This window comes from Streptomyces sp. NPDC058195 (assembly GCF_042883525.1).
GTDB lineage: Bacteria > Actinomycetota > Actinomycetes > Streptomycetales > Streptomycetaceae > Streptomyces.
Genome location: NZ_JBHVVM010000005.1, coordinates 254,459 through 274,233 on the forward strand (window position 1 = coordinate 254,459; position 19,775 = coordinate 274,233).

The following is a 19,775-nucleotide window of genomic DNA, read 5'->3' on the forward strand; positions in this document are numbered from 1 at the left end:
GTTTCACTCCTGTGCGCCGCATGGAACGCCCGCTTCCCCCGTGACCGGCCCCGATCGACCGTGATTGATCGAGGTATCGACAAACACGGGGGAGGACGTGGGAACTCATATTCCGGTTCCGCACGGACATCCGGCAGGGGCCGTCGCGCGACTGCCGTAGAGCTGCCGCAGGAGGGCCGCACGGCTGCCGTACCGCCTCTCCGTGGCCTCTCCGCGGCTTTCGCGCGGCCTGGGGCGGCCGTCCCGGCAGGCCGACACATCCGTACGTTCGAGCGCTTTTCGGCTTCATGTCTGATCAGTGCGTGATGTCGGTCAAGTGAAGAGAGGGTGGATTGCTTACGACTCGTTGCGCAATGCGAAGGTTTCACCGATGCCCGGATCGAGCGGCGGGCACCGGAACGGCGGAAGGTTCGGCGCGGCGTGGCGAATGCGGAGCGCAGGGTGCGCGGGAACGCGGCAGCGGGGAACGGAAGCGGGACGGGGGCGGTCCGGGCCGCGCTCTGGCTGGTGGTGGCCGTGCTGGCCGCACGGCAGATGGCGGCGGCGCTGGGCCGTCCGCCGGGGCAGCGGTTCACCGGACTGGAGACCTGGGTCGGCCCCGGCGGCGTGCTGCGCGTGACGGGCTCGCTGTACGACGGCGGGCGGTTCACCGGCACCCCGTTCGCGGGTCTGGTGCTGAGGCCGCTGGCCCGCGCCGCGGAGCAGAACCTGGGCGTCGTCTGGACCTTCGGTTCCCTGCTGCTCGTCGTCGCGCTGGGCGTCGTCGCCGCGCGTGCGCTGCCGGGGCCGGTCTCCCGCCGCACCGCGCTGCTCGCCGCGCCCGTCGCGATCAGCCTGCTGATGGTCTCGCTGCCGGTCCGCACCGCGCTGCACCTGGGGCAGGCCAGCGTCGTGCCGGTCCTTCTGGTGCTGCTGGGCTGCCTCGTGGTCCGGGGCGAGCGCGCCCCGGGCGCACTGATCGGGGCGGCCGCCGCGCTCCAGCCCACCGTGGTGCTCTTCGCCGTGCTGCTCGGCCTCACCGGGCGGCGGCGGGCGGCGGTGACCGGCGGCGTCACGTTCGCCGGCTGCACGGCGCTGGCCTGGGCCGTGCTGCCGGACGACTCGTGGGCGTACTGGGTGCGCCATGTCGCGGGCGCCGGGCTCGGCGGCGACGCGGCGGGCCTCGCCAACCAGTCGCTGCACGGCGCGCTGCTCCGGTTCGGCGTCACGGGCCCGGCGCAGGTGGCACTCCTGCTGCTCCTCGCCGTCGCCGTCTGCGTCCTCGGGCTGCGCCGCGCCGTGCGGTACGCGAAGGACGGGCAGCTGCTCCTCGCCGTGGCCGTGACCGGATGCGTGGCCGTCGCCGTCTCGCCGACCACCTGGCCGTACCAGCTGTTGTGGCTGCTGCTCGCGGCGGTCGGCCGGGCCGGGAAACGGGCCGGTGACCGGCGGGTCTGGCCGGTGGTCGTGGTGCTGGTGCTCACCCTGCCGGGGACGATGCTGCTGCCGGACATCGGGGCGCTCCTCCCGGTACGCGACAACGTGCCGCTGATCGCGGCGCTCGCCGCGGCCTGCGCCGTGCCGTTCCTGCCGCGCGCCTCGCCGTACTGGCACGATCCGCTTCCTCCGGTGTACGCGGCCCCGGCCCGTCGGCGGCGGGTGCTGAGCCGGCCCAGCCTGCTGCTCGAACTCCTTCTGATCAGAGTCGTCTACTCGGTGTACGCCCAGGTCAGGCTCGCGGCGACGGCCGGGCGCGATAGCGCCGAGCGGCACGGACGGCAGATCCACGCCCTGGAGCAGTGGCTGCACATCGGCATCGAGCACGGGGCCAACCGCGCCGTGGCCGGCCTTGACCGGCTGCGGGACTTCTTCGGCTTCTACTACACGACGTTCCACTTCATCGTGCCGCTGGCGATCCTCGGGGTGCTGTACGCCCGGCGCCCCGCGGACTACCGCTGGGCCCGCAGCACCATCGGCTTCGCCACCCTGTTCGCGCTCGTCGGCTTCTGGCTCTACCCGCTGGCCCCGCCGCGCCTGATGCCTGGCTTCGGCTTCGTCGACACGGTCCACGGCGTCCAGGACTTCGCGCGGCCCGACTACGGCGGCCTGACCGCCGTGACCAATCAGTACGCGGCGATGCCGTCCCTGCACTTCGGCTGGTCGCTGTGGTGCGGGGTGGTGGCCGTGCTGCTGGCGCCGAGGGCGTGGATGAAGGCGCTGGGGCTGCTGCACCCCCTCGTCACGGCCTGCGCGATCGTCGCCACCGCCAACCACTGGGTGCTGGACGCGGTGGGCGGGGCCGCTGTGGTGGGGCTCGGCTTCGCGCTGGCCCGGCTGCTGGGCTGGGCGCGGCGGCCGGACCCGGCGGTCGTGCCCGGTGCGGCGCGGCCGTGGGACGACCGGGCGCGTCCGGCGGCGACCGTACCGGTACCGAGGCCACCGGACGGAACGGTACGCAGCAGGATCCGCTGATCCGGGCCCGGACCCGAGCGGGCCGGGAACGCGGAAGGACGGGGGAAGGGCCCAACGGCCAGGGGATGGCCGGAGGGGCGCCGGGACGAGCACATCGTCCTGGCACCCCTCCGGCGTGGATCGCCGCCCGACCAGCATCCGCCCGCCGTCCCCGGTCCGCCACTCGAACGGCTCAGGCCGGTAGCGGCCCGGGTTCCGGGCGGCTCAGGTCCCGAACGCCCCCACCGCCCAGGTGGCCAGCGAGAGCGTGGCCATGGAGACCACGGTCGAGGCCACCACGGCGTCGCGGGCCACCCGGGTGTCCAGCCCGTACTGCTGGGCGTAGATGAAGGCGTTCTGGGCGGTCGGCAGTGCCGAGCAGAGCACCACGGCGAGCAGCTGGGGTTCCGGCAGCCCCAGCAGGGGGCCGCCGACGGCGAAGGCGATCAGCGGCTGGAGCACGGTCTTGAGGGCCACGGTCACCACGACCTCGGCCCGCACCGGACCGGAGCGGCCCGCGGGGATCCCGGCAGCCGGGCGGGTGTGCAGGGAGAGCCCCAGCGCGACCAGCGCCGTCGGTACGGCGGCGGAGCCGAGCAGCTCGCAGGAGTGAGCGAGGGCGCGCGGCAGCCGCAGCCCGAGCGTGCTGACGGCCAGTCCCAGCAGCGAGGCGAGGATGACGGGGTTGCGGACCGGCATCGTCAGCATCCGCCGCAGTGCGACGGACCTCTGGCCCCGCATCCCGGACTCCGCCCCGGTCCCGGCTCCGGTCCCAGTCCCGATGGCCCCAGCCCCCGTCCCGCCCCCGGCCCGTGTCCCGGAGTCCAGCAGCGTCAGGATCACCGGCGAGACCAGCAGCACCTGGAACAGGATGATCTGCGCGACGAACGAGGCGTCCCCGAGCACCTGGACGGCCACCGGAATACCGAGATTGGCCGAGTTCACGTACCCCGACACCATGCCGCCGATCGCCCGGTCCGCCCTGCCCCGCCCGAACAGCCGCCCGGTCAGCTGGAATCCGAGACCGCAGACCAGCGCGGTGCCCGCCGCGAAGGCCGCCATCGACGGGTTGGCGAAGGCGCCCGGCCGCGCCCCCGACACCATGGTGAACAGGGCGGCGGGCATGGCCACATGGAAGACGAACCGGCCGAGCACCGCCTCCGCCCCTGGCCCGAGCAACCCGCCGCGGCCGACCCCGTAGCCGACCGCGGTGAGTATCCAGATCGGGGTGAAGGCGGTGAGCAGGGCGGACATGCCCGCCATGATCCTCGCGCCGCCCGGCGCCCGGCGCACGGGGTTGCACCACGCGGGCGTGGGCTGAGACGGCCTGAGCGGATCCCAGCGCCCGGCGCACGGGGTTGCACCGTGCGCCGGGCCGCGCCTTCGCGCCTCAGCCTCCCGCGGGGCCGGTGCTGACCTGGAGCTGCTTGATCCCGTTGAGCCAGGCCGAGCGCAGCCGCCGTGGTTCACCGACCAGCCGCAGGTCCGGCAGCACGTCCGCGATCGCGTTGAAGATCAGGTTGATCTCCATCACGGCGAGGGACTTGCCGAGGCAGAAGTGCGGACCGCCACCGCCGAACCCGAGGTGCGGATTGGGGTCGCGGGAGATGTCGAAGTCCTCCGGGCGGTCGAAGACGTCGGGGTCGTTGTTGGCGGAGGAGTAGAACAGCCCGACCCGGTCGCCCTTCTTGATCAGCTGCCCGCCCAGTTCGGTGTCCTGGGTGGCGGTCCGCTGGAAGGAGACCACCGGGGTCGCCCAGCGGACGATCTCCTCGGCGGTCGTCGCCGGGCGCTCCCGCTTGTACAGCTCCCACTGGTCGGGGTGGGTCAGGAAGGCGTGCATGCCGTGGCTGATGGCGTTGCGGGTGGTCTCGTTGCCCGCGACGGCGAGCAGGATCACGAAGAAGCCGAACTCGTCGGAGGAGAGGTTGCCCTCGCCCTCCGCCGCGACGAGCTGGGAGACGATGTCCTTGGCCGGGCACTCCTTGCGGGCGGCTGCCAGGTTCATCGCGTACGACACTATTTCCATGGCCGCCTCGGTGCCGACCTCCTCGGTGATCGCGTACTCGGGGTCGTCGTACGCGGCCATCTTGTTCGACCAGTCGAAGATCTTGGACCGGTCCTCCTGCGGTACGCCGATGAGTTCCGCGATGGCCTGGAGCGGCAGTTCGACGGCGATGTTGGTGACGAAGTCGAAGGACCCGTCGGAGGCGGCGGAGGCGAGCGCGGTGTCGACGATGGAACGGGCCCGGTCACGCAGCGCCTGCTCCAGGGAGCGCACCGCCCGGGGGGTGAATCCGCGCTGGACGATCTGCCGGACCCGGGTGTGCTCGGGCGGGTCCATGTTCAGCATGATCAGTTTCTGGACGTCGATCTGGTCCCGGCTGATCGATTCGTTGAAGCGGATGACCGCCGTATTGATGTGCGAGGAGAACAACTCCGGGTGGGTGGAGACGTATTTGACGTCCGCGTGCCGGGTGACGACCCAGTAGCCCGCGTCGTCGAAACCGGAGATACCGGTCGGCTGGGTGCACCACCAGACCGGCGCGGTCTGCCGCATCTGTGTGAACTCCGGGTGTGGCACGCGGGATTGGAGCAGATCGGGATCGGTGAAGTCGAACCCTTCGGGCAGATGGGGGCAGGGCATCGGCAGCTCCTGGTCGGTCCGAGAGCCGTCCGGACGCTGCCTGACGACCCATCAGAAGTTGACGGAAAGGTAGTAACGAGTTCTACAACTGGCAAGAGCGGCGGTCCGTTCTGTTGCGTGAAGACTCGGTGAGACCGGGGCGGAGCGGGCGCGAGGTCGGTGCAGCACTCTTGCGTACCGCGGGTAAGCCTCATAAGACTGCTTGCAGAACTAGAACGCGTTCCACCCGCGGGCGCCGGGACGCCCCTGCGGAAGTGCGAGGAGAGGACGAGCTCATGGCCGCGGAACCCGTCATCGTCGAAGCCGTACGCACCCCCATCGGAAAGCGCGCAGGCGCGCTCGCCAATCTGCACCCCGGCTACCTGCTGGGTGAGACCTACCGAGAACTCCTCGGCCGTACCGGCATCCACGCCGACTGCGTCGAGCAGATCGTCGGCGGCACGGTCACCCACGCCGGGGAACAGTCCATGAACCCGGCCCGTAACGCCTGGCTCGCCGTGGGCCTTCCGTACGAGACCGCCGCCACCACCGTGGACTGCCAGTGCGGTTCCTCGCAGCAGGCCTCCCACATGGTGGCCAACATGGTCGCGGCCGGGGTCATCGACGTCGGCATCAGCTGCGGCGTCGAAGCCATGTCGCGGGTGCCGCTGGGCAGCGGTTCCAAGCACGGACCGGGCAAGCCCTGGCCCGACGAGTGGAACGTGGACCTGCCCAACCAGTTCGAGGCCGCCGAGCGCATCGCCCGTAAGCGCGGGCTGACCAGGGAGAACGTCGACTCGTTCGGGCTGATCTCGCAGGAGCGGGCCGCTGTCGCCTGGGCCGAGGAACGCTTCAAACGGGAGACGTACGCCGTCCAGGTGCCGACCACCGAGGAAGAACAGGCGGCCGGGCAGGGCATGTGGCGCCTGGTCGACCGGGACGAGGGGCTGCGCGACACCACCATGGAGGGGCTCGGGCGGCTCAAGCCGGTCATGCCCACCGCCGTCCACACCGCGGGCAACTCCTCGCAGATCTCCGACGGCGCCTGCGCGATCATGTGGGCCTCCAAGCGGATGGCACGGGCACTCAAGCTCAAGCCGCGCGCCCGGATCGTCGCCCAGGCCCTGGTCGGCTCGGACCCGCACTTCCACCTCGACGGCCCGATCGACGCGACCCGCGCGGTGCTCGGCAAGGCGGGCATGTCGCTCAAGGACATCGACCTCGTCGAGATCAACGAGGCCTTCGCCTCGGTGGTGCTGAGCTGGGCGCAGGTCTTCGAGCAGGATCTCGAAAAGGTCAACGTCAACGGCGGCGCCATCGCGCTCGGTCACCCGGTGGGCGCCACCGGAGCCCGGCTCATCACCACCGCGCTGCACGAACTGGAGCGCCGGGACAAGGAGTTCGCGCTGATCACGATGTGCGCGGGCGGCGCGCTGGCGACCGGGACGATCATCCAGCGGCTCTGATGAGGACGGGCCTTTCCCCCGCCCCGGGGTGGTGCCAGGTACACCCCGGGGCGGGGGCCCACGCCGATGTCCGCGCGGCCCGCCCCCGCATAGCGTCGACGCCATGGACAACGACATCAGCCACGCGGTACACAGCACCCGGCCCGCGCGGCGCGGACGGCGACGCGCCGCCCACCGGACCGTCGCCGCCGCCGCGGCCCTGCTCCTCGCCGCCCTGGGCACCGCACCCGCCGTCGCGCAGCAGCCCGCCGGGGCACCGGCGGCATCGAGCCCGTACGGCACGGACGGCAGGGGCACCCTCCTGGGCGTCACCCCGGTGGCCAGCCTCGGCCGCGCGGACGTCGTCCGCTTCCTCGCCCAGGCCGGGATGGACACCGGCACCGTCCGCCACGGCCTGCGCGGCTACCGCCTCACCTACCGCACCGTCACCCCGCAGGGCGCCCCCACCACCGCGACCGGCCTGCTCGTCCTGCCCACGGGCGGGCCCCGCCGGCTCGACCTGGTCTCCGACACCCACGGCACCATGGCCCACCGCGACTACGCGCCCTCCGTCGGCGAGGACTTCGGCCGCATCGCCCCGTATCTCCACGCGTCGGCGGGCCGGGCCGTCGCCGCCCCCGACTATCTGGGCCTCGGACAGGGCCCCGGGCGTCATCCGTACATGGACACCGCGTCGGCCGTCACCGCCTCCGTCGACATGCTGCGCGCCGCCCGCACCGCCGCCGGAAGGCTGAAGAGGCCGCTCACCGGTGAGGTGTACGCCAGCGGCTTCTCCCAGGGCGGCCAGGTCGCGATGGCCCTGGGCCGTGCGCTCGCCAACGGCGCGGACCGGCACTTCCGGCTCCGGGCACTGGCCCCCGTATCGGGCCCCTACGACATCGAGCACGCGGAGACCCCCGCCCTCTTCGACGGCGGGATCAACGACACCAGCGGCGTCTTCTACCTGGCGTACTACCTCACCGCGCAGAGCCGGCTGCACCCCGTCTACCAGGACCCCGCCGAGGCGTTCCGCGAGCCGTACGCGACCGTCGTCGACCAGCTCTTCGACGGCGAGCACACCGAGGAGGAGATCATCCCGGCACTGCCCGCGACGGTGAGGGAACTGCTCACCGACGACTTCTACCGCAGGCTCCAGCACCCCACCGGGGGCCTGCTGGAGGCCGCCCGCGCCCAGGACGGCAACTGCGCCTGGCGGCCCGCGGTCCCCGTCCGGCTCTACTCCTCCTCCGGGGACACCGACGTGGTGATCGCCAACGCCCGCCACTGCGCCGCCGACCTCGCCGCCCGGGGCGCCGAGGCTCGGGTGATCGACCAGGGGGCCACCAGCCACAACGGTACGTACATGACGTCGGGGCCGCAGATCGTGCGCTGGTTCGACGCCCTGGCGGCGCGCCGCTGAACGGCCGGCCGGTGGACGTCAGTACGGCACATGGGTGGGAAAGGTGGCGGTGGGGCTGAACAGCGCCGCGTATCCCTCCTCGTGGTGGTGGCGGCGGTGCCGCCCGGACCGGCCGACCTCGGCGACCGGCGTCGCGAGCGTGAGCAGACCGTCATTGGCCAGCTCCTGCACCCGCATCAGCAGGGTGCGTACGTCCAGGCCGAGTTCGGCGGCCACGGTGTGCAGGTCGAGGCCGGACTCCCAGCTCCACAGCAGCACGGAGTCCATGCTCGACGACCAGACGGCGGCGTTCGCCAGCTCGCCCTGCGTCGGCTGCGGTGTCTGCGCCGCGTGCGCTGTGTGCGGTGTCTGTGCCGTCTGGGAAGCCTGGGGTGGCAGAGGGACGGGGACGTGGGTGTGGGCCGGAGCGGGAGCCGGAACGGGGTCCAGTGCCGAGGTGCCGGCCGCCGCCGGGGGAGCGGCCGGCATCGGAGGAACCACGGGCAGGGGAGCAACGGCCGACGCGGGGGCGGGCGAGGGATCGGCGGGGCGCGGCGCACCGCGGTCCGGCGCGGCGGCGGGCCCGCTCGGGGAAGGGGCCGCAGCGGGGGACCGGCTCAGCAGCTTCTCGGCGAACGAGCGCGCCTTGCTGCGGCCGACCTCGCGTCGCGCTAATCGCACTTCGCGCTCGTTCAGCCCCATCAGGTCCGCGGTCGATCCGTCGTCGCCGACGGCGACAGCGAACGCGGCCAGTGTCCTGCTCCGCTCCGCCCGCATCTCGTCCAGCAGCGCCTGCGCCCGGCGCATGCGCTCGTCACTGGCGCAGAACGCTTCCGCCAGAACGCTGTTCCGCTCCCAGAAGTCTCGTGGTTCCACGAGAGGGACAACGCGCCGCCGACCCGGGGGAACGGAGGGATGAGCGAAAAGCGCTCGAATGGACCAGTGCGATAGCACTGGTGCTATGAATCGGCCTTATGAGTCGGGCGGGCGGAGACCGGCCGGGCACGGTCGCGTCCGCGCGGGGGGTACGTCCGGGGGTGCTGGACCCGGCGGACGGCGGACGATGAACGGCGGACGGTGAACGGCGCGACCAGCCCGGCCAGGACGAGCAGCGCGCCGACGACGTACCGGCCGGGGCGGTCCCGGATGATGCGGAGCGCGATGAGCGGCGTCACCCCGCTGGCTTCGGACCGGCGAGCTCCCAGCCCCAGCACGCCGGGGGTTCTGGCCGCCCGCGAAAAGGCCGCACCCCGCACCGGGCCCGGATCGGGCCCCGGTGCGGGGTGCGGGGAAGAGCGGAGGAGCCGGCTCAGTACCAGTGGTTGGTCTGCCAGAACGCCCAGGCGGCGCACGGGCTGCCGTAGCGGGACTTCATGTAGTCCAGGCCCCACTTGATCTGGGTCGTGGGGTTGGTCTGCCAGTCGGCACCGGCCGAGGCCATCTTCGAGCCGGGCAGGGCCTGCACCAGGCCGTAGGCGCCGGAGGAGGCGTTGGTCGCGGTGTGGTTCCAGCCGCTCTCGTGCTGGACGATGTTGCTGAAGCACTGGAACTGCGCGGCGTCACCGATCATCGCCTGCGCCGTGGCCTGCGCGCCTGTCGCGACGGAGGCCGGCGCGGCCATGGCCGGGGTGACCCCGAGGGCCAGACCGGTGGCGCCGAGGAGCACGGAGGCACCGGCGACGGCGGACTTGCGACGGGCGTTGCGGGGCTTGGCGAGGAGGTTACGGGCGAACGACACAGAGAGACCTAACGTCGGGAACGGGGGAGTCGCGGACCGGTCCGGATCGTGCGGGTGGACCGGGCTTCGCCGACCGCGGTCCGTGGGGCGGACCCTGCGGTACCCGGCGACTCATCCAGTGATAGCGATGCCGTCCGGGCAAAGCAACGACCCCTGTTACGAGCCCGCCTCGCACCCGGGGCCGCACGACCCGGTGCCCGCCCGCCCGGCCCCCGGGGACTCGTCGCAGGTCACGGCCGGTACGCGACGGGGCCGACCGCTCCGGTGGCGGCTACTAGCCCCGGTCGTGGAGGACGAAGGTCCTGTGGGGGCCCTCACGCGCCGGGGGCGTCGAATGTGACCTGGGCCTCGAAGTTCGCCCGCCGGGTCGCCCGCCGCAGCGCCTTCAGCAGCGCCGGGCCGACGGCCAGCGTCAGCACCGCCGTCAGCACCGCCCGGCCCAGGTCCCAGCCGAGGGAGGTCGCCAGGCAGTACGCCAGGAAGCGGACCAGGTTCTCCGCCAGCGGATCGCCCGCGACGAACGAGACCCCCGACCCGGCCGGAGGCACCGTCACCCAGCCGAACAGGTTCATCACCGTGCCGTACGCGAACGACGCCACGAACCCGTACCCCGCCAGCAGCAGCGACTCGGCCCGCCCGCGCAGCCGGTCCGCGCCCGGCAGCAGTCCCGCGCCCATCGAGAACCAGCCCATCGACAGCATCTGGAACGGCATCCACGGCCCCACCCCGCCGGTGAGCAGCGCCGAGGCGAACATCGTCACCGACCCCAGGACGAAGCCGAAGCCCGGCCCGAGCACCCGTCCGCTCAGCACCATCAGGAAGAACATCGGCTCCAGCCCCGCCGTGCCCGCCCCCAGCGGACGCAGCGCCGCCCCGACGGCGGCCAGCACCCCCAGCATCGCCACCGCCTTGGCGTCCAGACCCGAGTCGGCGATCATCGCCACCACCACGCCGATCAGCAGCGGCAGCAGCGCGGCGAACAGCCACGGCGCGTCCTGCGCGTGCGCGGGCCCGACGCCGGGCCCGGCCAGCAGCGGCCAGCCGAACGCGGCCACCCCGATCGCGCTGATCAGGACGAGCGCCGCGATCGCCCGCGGCCCCAGCCGTACCGGCCGCGCCTGCCGCACCCGGTCCCCGCCCATGGCGGTGTTCATGACGGTTCTCCCAGCGCGGTGCGCACCTGCGACACGGTCAGCCACTCCTGCGGAGCGAGGATCTTCGAGGTCTGCGGGGCGAACGACGGGGACGAGACCACCACCTGCCGGGTCTCCCCGTCCGCGACGACCTCCCCGTCGGCCAGGATCACCACCCGGTGCGCCAGCTCCGCCGCCAGCTCCACGTCATGCGTGGCCAGCACGATCGCGTGCCCCTCGGCCGCCAGCGCGCGCAGCACCCCGACCAGCCGGGCCTTCGCCGCGTAGTCCAGGCCACGGGTCGGCTCGTCCAGCAGCAGCAACGGGGGCCGCGCGGTCAGCACGACCGCCAGGGCCAGCGCCAGCCGCTGACCCTCGGAGAGGTCACGGGGATGGGTGCCGTCCGCCACGCCCGGCAGCAGCTCGGACACCAGGGCCCGGCAGCTGCCCGCCGCTGCGCCCGCGTCCCGGTCCGCCGCGGCGCACTCCGCGCCCACGGTGTCCGCGTACAGCAGATCGCGCGGCTCCTGCGGGACGAGCCCGACCCGGCGCACCATCTCGCGCGGCTCGGTACGGTGCGGGGTCCGGCCGCCGACCAGGACGGTGCCCGTGGTGGGCTCGACCATGCCGACGAGCGCGGCGAGCAAGGTGGACTTCCCCGCCCCGTTACGGCCCATCAGCGCCACGGTCTCGCCCGGCGCCACGGCCAGCGTCACCCGGCGCAGCGCCTCGACCCGGCCGCGCCGCACCCCGAGCCGGTCCACCCGCGCCCTGGTGTCCGCGACCGGCTCACCGGCCCCGGTCCCGGCCCGCGCACGTCCCAGCAGCCGCGCCAGCGCACCCCGGCGCACCGGCGGGGCGGCGAGCGGCGACGGCGCGGCGGCGGCCACCGGCCCCGAGGGGGGCGGCTCCGCCGTCGCGAGCCGCTCCCGCAGCCCCGACGCCCGGCGCCGCGCGTCGCGCACCGAGAGCGGCAGCGGCTCCCAGCCCGCCAGCCGCCCCAGCGCCACGACCGGCGGATGCACCGGGGAAAGGGCCATCACGTCCGCGGGCGCCCCCATCACCGGGGCGGCGCCCCGCGACGGCAGCAGCACGACCTGGTCCGCGTACTGCACCACCCGCTCCAGCCGGTGCTCCGCCATCAGGACCGTCGTACCCAGGTCGTGCACCAGCCGCTGCAGCACGGCCAGGACCTCCTCGGCCGCCGCCGGGTCCAGCGCGGACGTCGGCTCGTCGAGGACCAGGACCCTGGGATGCGGGGTGAGCACCGAACCGATCGCGACGCGCTGCTGCTGGCCCCCGGAGAGCGTGGAGATCGGCCGGTCCCGCAGCTCGGCGAGACCCAGCAGGTCCAGGGTCTCCTCGACCCTGCGCCGCATCACGTCCGGGGCCAGCCCCAGCGACTCCATGCCGTACGCGAGCTCGTCCTCGACCGTGTCGGTGACGAAATGGGACAGCGGGTCCTGGCCCACCGTGCCCACCAGGTCGGCGAGTTCGCGCGGCCGGTGGGTCCGGGTGTCGCGCCCGTCGACCGTGACCCGGCCGCCCAGTGTGCCGCCGGTGAAATGCGGCACCAGACCGGAGACCGCGCCCAGCAGTGTCGACTTGCCGACCCCCGACGGGCCGACCAGCAGCACCAGTTCACCCTCCGGGACGGTCAGATCGACCCCCGACAGGGTGGGGTGCTCCACCCCTTCGTAACGTACCGAGACCTGCTCGAACCGGATCACCGCAACTCCTTGGAACGCGGGCCGCCCACCACCGGCGGCACCGGAGCCACCACCGCGGGCAGCAGCCCGATCAGCACCGCCGCGGCGGGCCACAACGGCAGCACCGGCGCGACGAGCGGCACCACACCCGGGTGCAGCGCCTCCCCGTCGACGGTGCCCGCCCAGATCATCGACACCGCCACCACGGCCCCCGAACCCGCCACCAGCCAGGCCCGCACACCCCACCGGTCAGGCCGGTAGCGGGTGCGGACCGAACGCGCCCCGCCGAGCCGCAGCCCGGCCATCGCCGCGACCAGCCCGGCGATCACCAGCGGCAGCCCGTACACGGCGCCCTGCGCGGCCAGCAGCCCGTACGTACCGGCGCACACCCCCAGCAGCCCGCCGAGCGTGAGGACGCTGGTGGTGTGCCGGACGGCGGGCGGCACCTGGGCCGTGCGCCCGTACCCGCGCGCGTCCATCGACGCGGCCAGGGCCACCGACCGCTCCAGCGCGCCCTCCAGCACCGGAAGCCCGATCTGGAGGACCGCCTTGACGCCCCCGGTCGGACGGCCCCGCAGCCGCCGGGCGGTACGCAGCCGCAGTACGTCGGCGACCATGTTCGGCGCGAACGTCATCGCCACGACCACCGCCACACCCGCCTCGTACAGCGCGCCCGGCAGGGACTTCAGCAGCCGGGCCGGGTTGGCCAGTGAGTTCGCCGCACCGACACAGATCAGCAGCGCGGCCAGCTTCGCCCCGTCGTACAGGGCGAACACCAGCTGCTCCACACTGACCCGGCCGCCGAGCCTGATGCCCTGCGCCCAGCCGGGCAGCGGCAGCTCGGGAAGCGTGAACAGCACATGCGTACCGGGGACCGGCGAACCGAGGAAGGCGGAGAAGACCAGCCGCACCCCGATGACGAACAGCCCGATCCGCACGAACGTCCCGTACGAACGGGCCCACGGCGCGTCCGTACGGCGCACCGCCACGACATACCCGGCCACCCCCACCAGCAGCCCGAGCAGCAGCGGATTGGTGGTCCGGGACGCGGCGGTGGCCAGGCCCAGCGCCCACAGCCACCACGCCCCGGCGGGCAGTGCGTTGCTCCGGGTCGCCTCGGGGGCACGCAGCGGACCGGGGCGCGCCAGCAGCGCGCCGCCGGCCGGGGCGGCGGTCATCCGCGGCGGCGGCGGGCCTGGACGACCCCGGCGACGCCGAGGAGGAGCACGGCGCCGACCCCGGCGTACACCCCGGCGGACGGACCGCCGGAGCCGCCGCCCGCCGCTGTCCCGGCGGAGGAGGGGGCCGCGGACGGGTCCGCGGAGGCCGTGCCGGCCGGGGCGGGGTTCCCGTCGCCGGAGACCTGCTCGCCGCAGCCCGTGGCCGGGTAGCCGGCGATGCCGCAGAGCATCCCGTTGCTGTCGTAGCGCAGCGGCTCGGCGACCTTGGCCAGTGCCTCCGCGGCGCTGGCGTCGGGGGCGACCTGCGCGCACGCGGCGCGCGGCGCGGGCGGGGCCGTCCCGCCCGGGGCGTCCGAGGCCGTGCCCGGGTCCAGGACCACCGCGATCCGCTTGGTGCCGGAGGCGGCCGGGGTGTCCCCGCAGATCTCCGCGAAGACGGGGGCGCGGCGCGGCTTCGCGGCGCTCTGGGAGTCCTCGCTCACGGCGAACCGGAAGCCCTGCACCTCGCCGTCGTCGGGCCGCGCCAGCGACGGGCCCTGGGTGGCGTACGCCCAGCCGGAGCCGGAGCCCTCCCAGAACGACCAGTAGCGGTATCCGGCCGCCTGGGCCGGTGCCGCGCCGCACACGGCCAGCAGGGCGCCGAGGACCAGCAGCGCGGCGGCGCTTCCCGCGCGCCTCACGACTGCTGGTTCTTCCGACGGCCGCTGATCACGAAGAACGCGCCCGCCGCGACGACCAGGCCGATGCCGATGTACCACCACACGCCGCCGATCACGTCGTCGCCGCTGTGCACCCGGTCCTTCTCCGTGGAGACGTAGCCGGTGTCGGCGGACGGGTCGGGGGTGACGACGGAGGCGGGGGCGGGACCGGCCGCGTTCAGCCGGGCGACCAGGTCGACGCCGCCGAAGTCCCGGGCGTTCTCGCCGACCGCGTGGGAGGCCAGGATCAGCTGGGCGTAGGCGGCCGGGCCGCCCTGCGCGGCCCAGTCCGCGGAGTTCTTCTTCAGCCAGGCGACCGGCTTGGCCGTCTTGTCCTGGTGGCCGGAGGCGGAGAGGGCGACGACCGCGTCCGCGGTGTTGCCGACATCGGGCAGCGGGGTGGTGTCGGCGGCGCCGGGCATCGGCGGAAGGTCCAGGTGGCCGGTCTTCGCGAGGGCGCCGACGAGGTAGTGGGCGCCGTTCTGCGCGGCCTGCTCGGGGGTGCGCACGGCACCGGGGCGGCAGACGGGCGCCTTGCCCGCGGCGTTGTTCCCCACCGCCAGGGCCTTGCCCATCGTGCCGAGCACGGCGGCCGCGGTGGCGTCCGCGTTCGCGACGAGCTTCCCCTTCTTGTCCGGCTGGTACGCGAAGGCGCCGCCGTCCTCGCCGCCGTCACACGGGAGCGCCAGCGCGAGCAGCGGATCGTAGGGGGTCTTGCCGTTTGGAGTCGTGATGTCGGGGAGCCGCTGTCCCTGCCGCGCGAGGGCGCCGATCACCAGGGAGGTGGAGTTGGCGTCGCTGGGCGCACCCGCGGTGTAGCCCCAGCCGCCGTCCTCGTTCTGCACCGACTTCAGCCAGCGCACCCCGTTGTTCACGACGTCCACGTGGCCGCCGATCTCGACCAGCGCCTGGGTGGCGGCGGCGGTGGCGTTGGTGTCCCGCACCGTCTTGCCGTCGCATGCCACGGAGGTGTCGGGGCGGTAGGCGGCGTACGAGCCGTCGGCGCACTGCTGGCCGGTCAGCCACTCCACCGACTTCGCGGCCGGGGTGACCCCTTCGAGCTTCTGGGCCAGGAAGGACAGTGACTGCCGCCACACCCCGTCGTACGTGGGGTCCTTGGTGCCGTACAGCCCGGCGGGCAGGGCGGCGGACGGCGAGGGCGTCGGGGACGGCTTCGCGACCGCGGCCGGCGCGGCGGCCGCGCAGAGCACGGCGGCGGATGCGGCGAGCGTTGCTGCGCTGCGGCGTACGGTCATGGCGGGCGGTGCCTCTCCTGCGGGATGACCGGGCACAGGCACGCTGAGGCACCAGGCTCCGGCTCCGTATACCTCGACGGTGCCGACCACCGGGGGTCCGGTGGTCCGAGCCGGTCACGACCGGGAACAGGGCATTCCGACTCGCCGTCGGCGAGGGACGGCTCACGGCTGCGTGGTCAGTGCCGGATTTCCACCGGCTTCCCCCTGAACGGGCATGATGACGACCCGCACACTCTACCGGGCGGCCCGGGAGCGGGTCCTTCCGTCCCGTAAACCACTGGCATGCCCACGTCCTCGGGGACGACGATGGCGCGCATGAGTGATCAACCCGCACGCTGGACCCAGGCGACCGTCTACCCCGACATGTGGGTGGACCCGGACGACGACCCCCGCAGTGAGGAGGGGTCGAGTCCGGAGGGCGAGCTCGCGACGCTCGCGCAGTACCTGGACGACTACCGGCTGACACTGCGGATGAAGTGCGAGGGCCTGGACGCGGAGCAGCTGGCCCGCCGCTCGGTCCCGCCCTCGACGCTGTCGCTGCTCGGTCTCCTGCGCCACCTCGCCAAGGACGAACGGGACTGGCGCAACTGGATCAGCGACGGCGAACCGATGCCCCCGCTGTACGGGAAGCGCGACGCGGACTTCGACGGGGCCGTCGCCGACCCGGCCGTGATCGACGCCGCCTACGCCGATCTGGAGCGCGAGCAGGCCGCGACCGACGCCGCCCTGGCCGCCCACCCGGACCTCGGTGAACGGCTCGGCAAGGACCGGATCTCGGTCCGGGAGCTGCTGGTGCACCGCATCGAGGAGTACGCCCGCCACTGCGGCCAGGCGGACCTGCTGCGCGAGTGCATCGACGGCCGCGTGGGCCAGTAGGACCCGGCCGGCCGGGGAGCGCGCCGGGGGCTCAGACCGCGAGGTAGGCCACCGGCTCGCTCCCCGGCACCGCCTCCGCGCGCCCCAGCTTCACCAGCCGCCGCAGATGCGCCTCGGCCTCGGAGACCGCGATGTTCCGCGAACCGTGCGGAATCCGCTCCCAGGGCCGGTTCCACTCCATCCGCTCGGCCAGCTGCCACGGCGTCAGCGGCTCGGCCAGCAGCCCGAGCAGCCCGGTCAGCCGCTCCTCGTGATGGGCCAGCAACTCCCCTACCCGCCCCGCCGCGTCGGTGAAGGCGTACTGGTGGGCGGGCAGCACCTCGGCGGCCCCGAGCCTGCCGATGCGCTCCAGCGAGTCGAGGTAGTCGCCGAGGGGGTCGGTGACCGTGGCGTCGTCCGGGTCCTCGTACAGCCCGATGTGCGGGCTGATTCCCGGCAGCAGGTGATCGCCGGAGAAGAGCCGCCCCCGGCCCGGCAGGTTCCCCGGGTGCTCCTCCTCCAGGTGCAGGCAGACGTGCCCCGGCGTGTGCCCCGGGGTCCAGACCGCGCGCAACGCGCGCCCCGCCAGGTCCAGCAGTTCGCCCGGCACGATCTCCCGGTCCGGCACGGCTGCCCGCAGCCCCGGCAGCGTACGCGTCCGGCCGCCGTGCGCCGCGGCCTCCCGCAACGGCGCGAGGTGCTCCTCGGGCGCCCCGACCGCGGTCAGTTTGGCCACGAGGTACGTCATCCAGGTGCCGGGCCGGGACGCGTGGGTACGGCGCACGATCGCGGTGTCCGCCGCGTGCATGGCGATCCATGCCCCGGACGCCTCCCGCACCCGGCCGGAGAGCCCGTGATGGTCGGGGTGGTGGTGGGTGATGACCACACCATGGATCTCGGCCACCCCCGTGCCGACCGCCTCCAGCCCGGCCCCGAGGGTGTCCCACGCCTCCGGATCGTCCCAGCCGGTGTCGATCAGCACCGGCCCCCGGCCGGTCTCCAGGACGTGCACGAGCGTATGGCCGAGAGGGTTGTCCGGGATCGGCACCTTGATGCTGTGCACGCCCCCGCCGTGGTCGGTCACCTGCGTCATGCGGTCCCCCATCTCTCCGGGCGGGCCACGGCAGCCGCCCTGCCCCACCGCCTGCCGGGTCCAACCCGCCCACTGTAACGAGAACTTGTTCCAGTAGTAGCCCCAGTCGGCCGACCTCTTCCGTTCCAGGCGCCTCGTTCGCGGGCATACGTTCCGGATCCCCGATCCGTGCGCGCGCCCGTGGACTCCTGGAACTGGAACTGGTATCAGTTTTGACGGGTAATCAGTTATCGCACCGTTCGCGGGAGGCGGCAGGCCATGACCGAGCTAGTCGAACACGGAAAGCTGTTCATCGGCGGCGAGTTGGTCGATCCGCTGGGCCGGGACGTGATCGAGGTCGTCTCGCCCCACACCGAGCAGGTCATCGGCCGGGTGCCGCACGCGAGCGAGGCGGACGTGGACCGGGCCGTCGCCGCCGCGCGGCGGGCGTTCGACGAGGGACCGTGGCCGCGGATGACGCTGGACGAGCGGATCGCGGTGGTGACCCGGATCAAGGACGCGTTCGCCGTGCGGTACGAGGAGATCGCCCGGCTCATCAGCGCGCAGAACGGCACCCCGTACACGTCGAGCGTCATGGTGCAGGCGCTCGCCGCGATGATGGTGTGGGACTCGGCGCTCACCGTCGCCCGCGCCTTCCCGTACGAGGAGCGGCGGGCCGGGGCGCTCGGGCCGCTGCTGGTGCGCCGGGAGCCGGTCGGGGTGGTGGCGGCCGTGGTGCCGTGGAACGTTCCGCAGTTCACCGCCGCCGCCAAGCTCGCGCCCGCCCTGCTGGCCGGCTGCACCGCCGTGCTCAAGGTCTCGCCGGAGACCCCGCTGGACGCCTACCTGCTGGCCGGGATCGCCGCGGACGCCGGGCTGCCGGAAGGGGTGCTGTCGATCCTGCCCGCCGACCGGGAGGTCAGCGAGTACCTGGTCGGGCACCCGGACGTCGACAAGGTGTCGTTCACCGGGTCGGTGGCCGCGGGGCGCCGGGTGATGGAGGTCGCCTCCCGCAACCTCACCCGGGTCACCCTGGAGCTGGGCGGCAAGTCCGCCGCCGTGATCCTCCCCGACGCCGACCTGGACGCGGCCGTCGCGGGCATCGTCCCCTTCGCCTGGATGATCAACGGCCAGGCGTGCGTGGCCCAGACCCGCATCCTCGTACCGCGTTCCCGCTACGACGAGACGGCCGAGGCGTTCGCCGCCGCGGCGGGCGCGCTGAAGGTCGGCGACCCGCTCGACCCCGCCACCGAACTGGGCCCGCTGGTCGCCCGGCGCCAGCAGCAGCGCTCCCTCGACTACATCCGGACCGGGCAGGACGAGGGGGCCAAGATCCTCACCGGCGGCGGCCGCCCGGCCTCCCAGGAGCGCGGCTGGTACGTCGAGCCGACCCTCTTCGGGGACGTCGACAACTCCATGCGCATCGCCCGCGAGGAGATCTTCGGCCCGGTCATCTGCCTGCTGCCGTACGGCGACGAGGACGAGGCGGTCCGGATCGCCAACGACTCCGAGTACGGCCTGAGCGGCAGCGTCTGGACCGCCGACACCGAGCACGGCATCGACATCGCCCGCCGGGTCAGGACCGGCACGTACAGCGTGAACACCTTCAGCCTCGACATGCTCGGCCCGTTCGGCGGGTACAAGAACTCAGGACTGGGGCGGGAGTTCGGCCCCGAGGGCTACGGCGAGTACTTCGAGCACAAGATGATCCACCTGCCGGCCGGATACGGGGAGGCGTGATGGGGGACCGCTGGTCCGTGGAGGTCGACCGGGGCGTCTGCATCGGCTCCGGCATGTGCCTCAGCCACGCTCCGGGCCGCTTCGCGCTGGACACCGCCCGCCAGTCCCGCCCGGTGGACGCGGAGACCGACGCCGACGAGAAGGTCCTCACGGCCGCCGAGGGCTGCCCGGTCGAGGCGATCACGATCACCCTGACCGGTTCGGACGAGGTGGTGTTCCCGCCGGAGGAGTAGGCGGGCGGCCCGGCGGACGTGACCGGAGCCCGCGCGGCGGCCCGTACCGGAGCGAACCCGGTGCGGGCCGCTGCTCCGTGCCCCGTACTCTGGACTCCATGCTCCGGCCGCGTTCTGGAAGAGGGCATCCGCAGAACATGAGGACCACCATGGTCAGGGTCTACCTGGCGGCGGTTGCTGCCGTCGGACTGGTGCACGCCAGCGGGATGTTCGACAAGGACGTGACGTTCCTCGTCTGCCTCGCGGTGTCCCTTCCGTGT

General features: G+C 73.5%; 17 protein-coding genes and 1 riboswitch. Of the genes, 6 read left to right on the forward strand and 11 right to left on the reverse strand.

The features are described from left to right. The first annotated feature begins 420 nt into the window (after window positions 1–420). On the forward strand, window positions 421–2,451 hold the full coding sequence (locus ACFVWY_RS09065; protein ID WP_389868838.1) for a bifunctional glycosyltransferase 87/phosphatase PAP2 family protein: 2,031 nt from the start codon (window positions 421–423) through the stop codon (window positions 2,449–2,451). A 204-nt stretch (window positions 2,452–2,655) separates the two neighbouring features. Here ACFVWY_RS09065 and ACFVWY_RS09070 read toward each other — a convergent pair whose 3' ends face one another. Both ACFVWY_RS09070 and ACFVWY_RS09075 read right to left on the reverse strand, forming a co-directional pair. Continuing rightward, on the reverse strand, window positions 2,656–3,684 hold the full coding sequence (locus ACFVWY_RS09070; protein WP_389868840.1) for an AEC family transporter: 1,029 nt from the start codon (window positions 3,682–3,684) through the stop codon (window positions 2,656–2,658). A 136-nt stretch (window positions 3,685–3,820) separates the two neighbouring features. After that, complete coding sequence (locus ACFVWY_RS09075; protein WP_389868842.1) at window positions 3,821–5,077, reverse strand: cytochrome P450; 1,257 nt, start codon at window positions 5,075–5,077, stop codon at window positions 3,821–3,823. A 275-nt stretch (window positions 5,078–5,352) separates the two neighbouring features. Here ACFVWY_RS09075 and ACFVWY_RS09080 point away from each other — a divergent pair, with 275 nt between their 5' ends. Together ACFVWY_RS09080 and ACFVWY_RS09085 are read left to right on the forward strand one after the other, a co-directional pair. Further along, the gene (locus ACFVWY_RS09080; protein ID WP_389868844.1) at window positions 5,353–6,522 is read left to right on the forward strand and encodes a steroid 3-ketoacyl-CoA thiolase; all 1,170 of its coding nucleotides are present in this window, start codon (window positions 5,353–5,355) and stop codon (window positions 6,520–6,522) included. A gap of 103 nt (window positions 6,523–6,625) precedes the next feature. Continuing rightward, window positions 6,626–7,921 (forward strand): alpha/beta hydrolase, encoded by a 1,296-nt coding sequence (locus tag ACFVWY_RS09085; protein ID WP_389868847.1) that lies wholly within the window; start codon window positions 6,626–6,628, stop codon window positions 7,919–7,921. A gap of 18 nt (window positions 7,922–7,939) precedes the next feature. Here the strand turns inward: ACFVWY_RS09085 and ACFVWY_RS09090 are convergent, their stop codons facing one another. The 8 genes from ACFVWY_RS09090 to ACFVWY_RS09125 all read right to left on the reverse strand — a co-directional run bounded on the left by ACFVWY_RS09090 (window position 7,940) and on the right by ACFVWY_RS09125 (window position 15,615). Further along, on the reverse strand, window positions 7,940–8,776 hold the full coding sequence (locus ACFVWY_RS09090) for a hypothetical protein (RefSeq protein ID WP_389868848.1): 837 nt from the start codon (window positions 8,774–8,776) through the stop codon (window positions 7,940–7,942). An 83-nt stretch (window positions 8,777–8,859) separates the two neighbouring features. Continuing rightward, on the reverse strand, window positions 8,860–9,075 hold the full coding sequence (locus ACFVWY_RS09095; protein ID WP_389868851.1) for a hypothetical protein: 216 nt from the start codon (window positions 9,073–9,075) through the stop codon (window positions 8,860–8,862). 134 nt (window positions 9,076–9,209) lie between these two features. After that, window positions 9,210–9,638 (reverse strand): transglycosylase SLT domain-containing protein, encoded by a 429-nt coding sequence (locus ACFVWY_RS09100; protein ID WP_389868853.1) that lies wholly within the window; start codon window positions 9,636–9,638, stop codon window positions 9,210–9,212. A 314-nt stretch (window positions 9,639–9,952) separates the two neighbouring features. Next, window positions 9,953–10,792, reverse strand: a complete 840-nt coding sequence (locus ACFVWY_RS09105) for an ECF transporter S component (RefSeq protein ID WP_389868856.1) — start codon at window positions 10,790–10,792, stop codon at window positions 9,953–9,955. Beyond that, window positions 10,789–12,501 carry an ABC transporter ATP-binding protein gene (locus ACFVWY_RS09110; protein WP_389868858.1) on the reverse strand — a complete coding sequence of 571 codons (1,713 nt, stop codon included), beginning with the start codon at window positions 12,499–12,501 and terminating at the stop codon, window positions 10,789–10,791. Before ACFVWY_RS09110 ends, ACFVWY_RS09105 begins: the two co-directional genes overlap by 4 nt. Further along, complete coding sequence (locus tag ACFVWY_RS09115; protein WP_389868861.1) at window positions 12,498–13,658, reverse strand: energy-coupling factor transporter transmembrane protein EcfT; 1,161 nt, start codon at window positions 13,656–13,658, stop codon at window positions 12,498–12,500. Before ACFVWY_RS09115 ends, ACFVWY_RS09110 begins: the two co-directional genes overlap by 4 nt. Continuing rightward, entirely contained in the window at window positions 13,655–14,341 is a 687-nt protein-coding gene (locus ACFVWY_RS09120) for an SCO2322 family protein (protein WP_389868864.1), read from the reverse strand. Before ACFVWY_RS09120 ends, ACFVWY_RS09115 begins: the two co-directional genes overlap by 4 nt. Next, window positions 14,338–15,615, reverse strand: coding sequence for a prenyltransferase/squalene oxidase repeat-containing protein (locus ACFVWY_RS09125; RefSeq protein WP_389868867.1), 1,278 nt, complete (start codon window positions 15,613–15,615; stop codon window positions 14,338–14,340). Before ACFVWY_RS09125 ends, ACFVWY_RS09120 begins: the two co-directional genes overlap by 4 nt. 129 nt (window positions 15,616–15,744) lie before the next feature. Then, a riboswitch (cobalamin riboswitch) is annotated at window positions 15,745–15,821 on the reverse strand. Window positions 15,822–15,921: 100 nt separating this feature from the next. On the opposite strand from ACFVWY_RS09125, the gene ACFVWY_RS09130 reads away from it, so the two are divergent. Next, the gene (locus ACFVWY_RS09130) at window positions 15,922–16,491 is read left to right on the forward strand and encodes a DUF664 domain-containing protein (RefSeq protein WP_389869028.1); all 570 of its coding nucleotides are present in this window, start codon (window positions 15,922–15,924) and stop codon (window positions 16,489–16,491) included. A gap of 31 nt (window positions 16,492–16,522) precedes the next feature. Here the strand turns inward: ACFVWY_RS09130 and ACFVWY_RS09135 are convergent, their stop codons facing one another. Next, on the reverse strand, window positions 16,523–17,563 hold the full coding sequence (locus ACFVWY_RS09135) for an MBL fold metallo-hydrolase (RefSeq protein WP_389868869.1): 1,041 nt from the start codon (window positions 17,561–17,563) through the stop codon (window positions 16,523–16,525). Window positions 17,564–17,821: 258 nt separating this feature from the next. On the opposite strand from ACFVWY_RS09135, the gene ACFVWY_RS09140 reads away from it, so the two are divergent. Then, window positions 17,822–19,282: an aldehyde dehydrogenase gene (locus ACFVWY_RS09140; RefSeq protein WP_389868870.1), complete on the forward strand. Its 1,461-nt coding sequence runs from the start codon at window positions 17,822–17,824 to the stop codon at window positions 19,280–19,282. After that, window positions 19,282–19,515 (forward strand): ferredoxin, encoded by a 234-nt coding sequence (locus ACFVWY_RS09145; protein WP_389868873.1) that lies wholly within the window; start codon window positions 19,282–19,284, stop codon window positions 19,513–19,515. The genes ACFVWY_RS09140 and ACFVWY_RS09145 overlap by 1 nt, the downstream gene beginning before the upstream one ends. Window positions 19,516–19,775 lie beyond the last annotated feature (260 nt).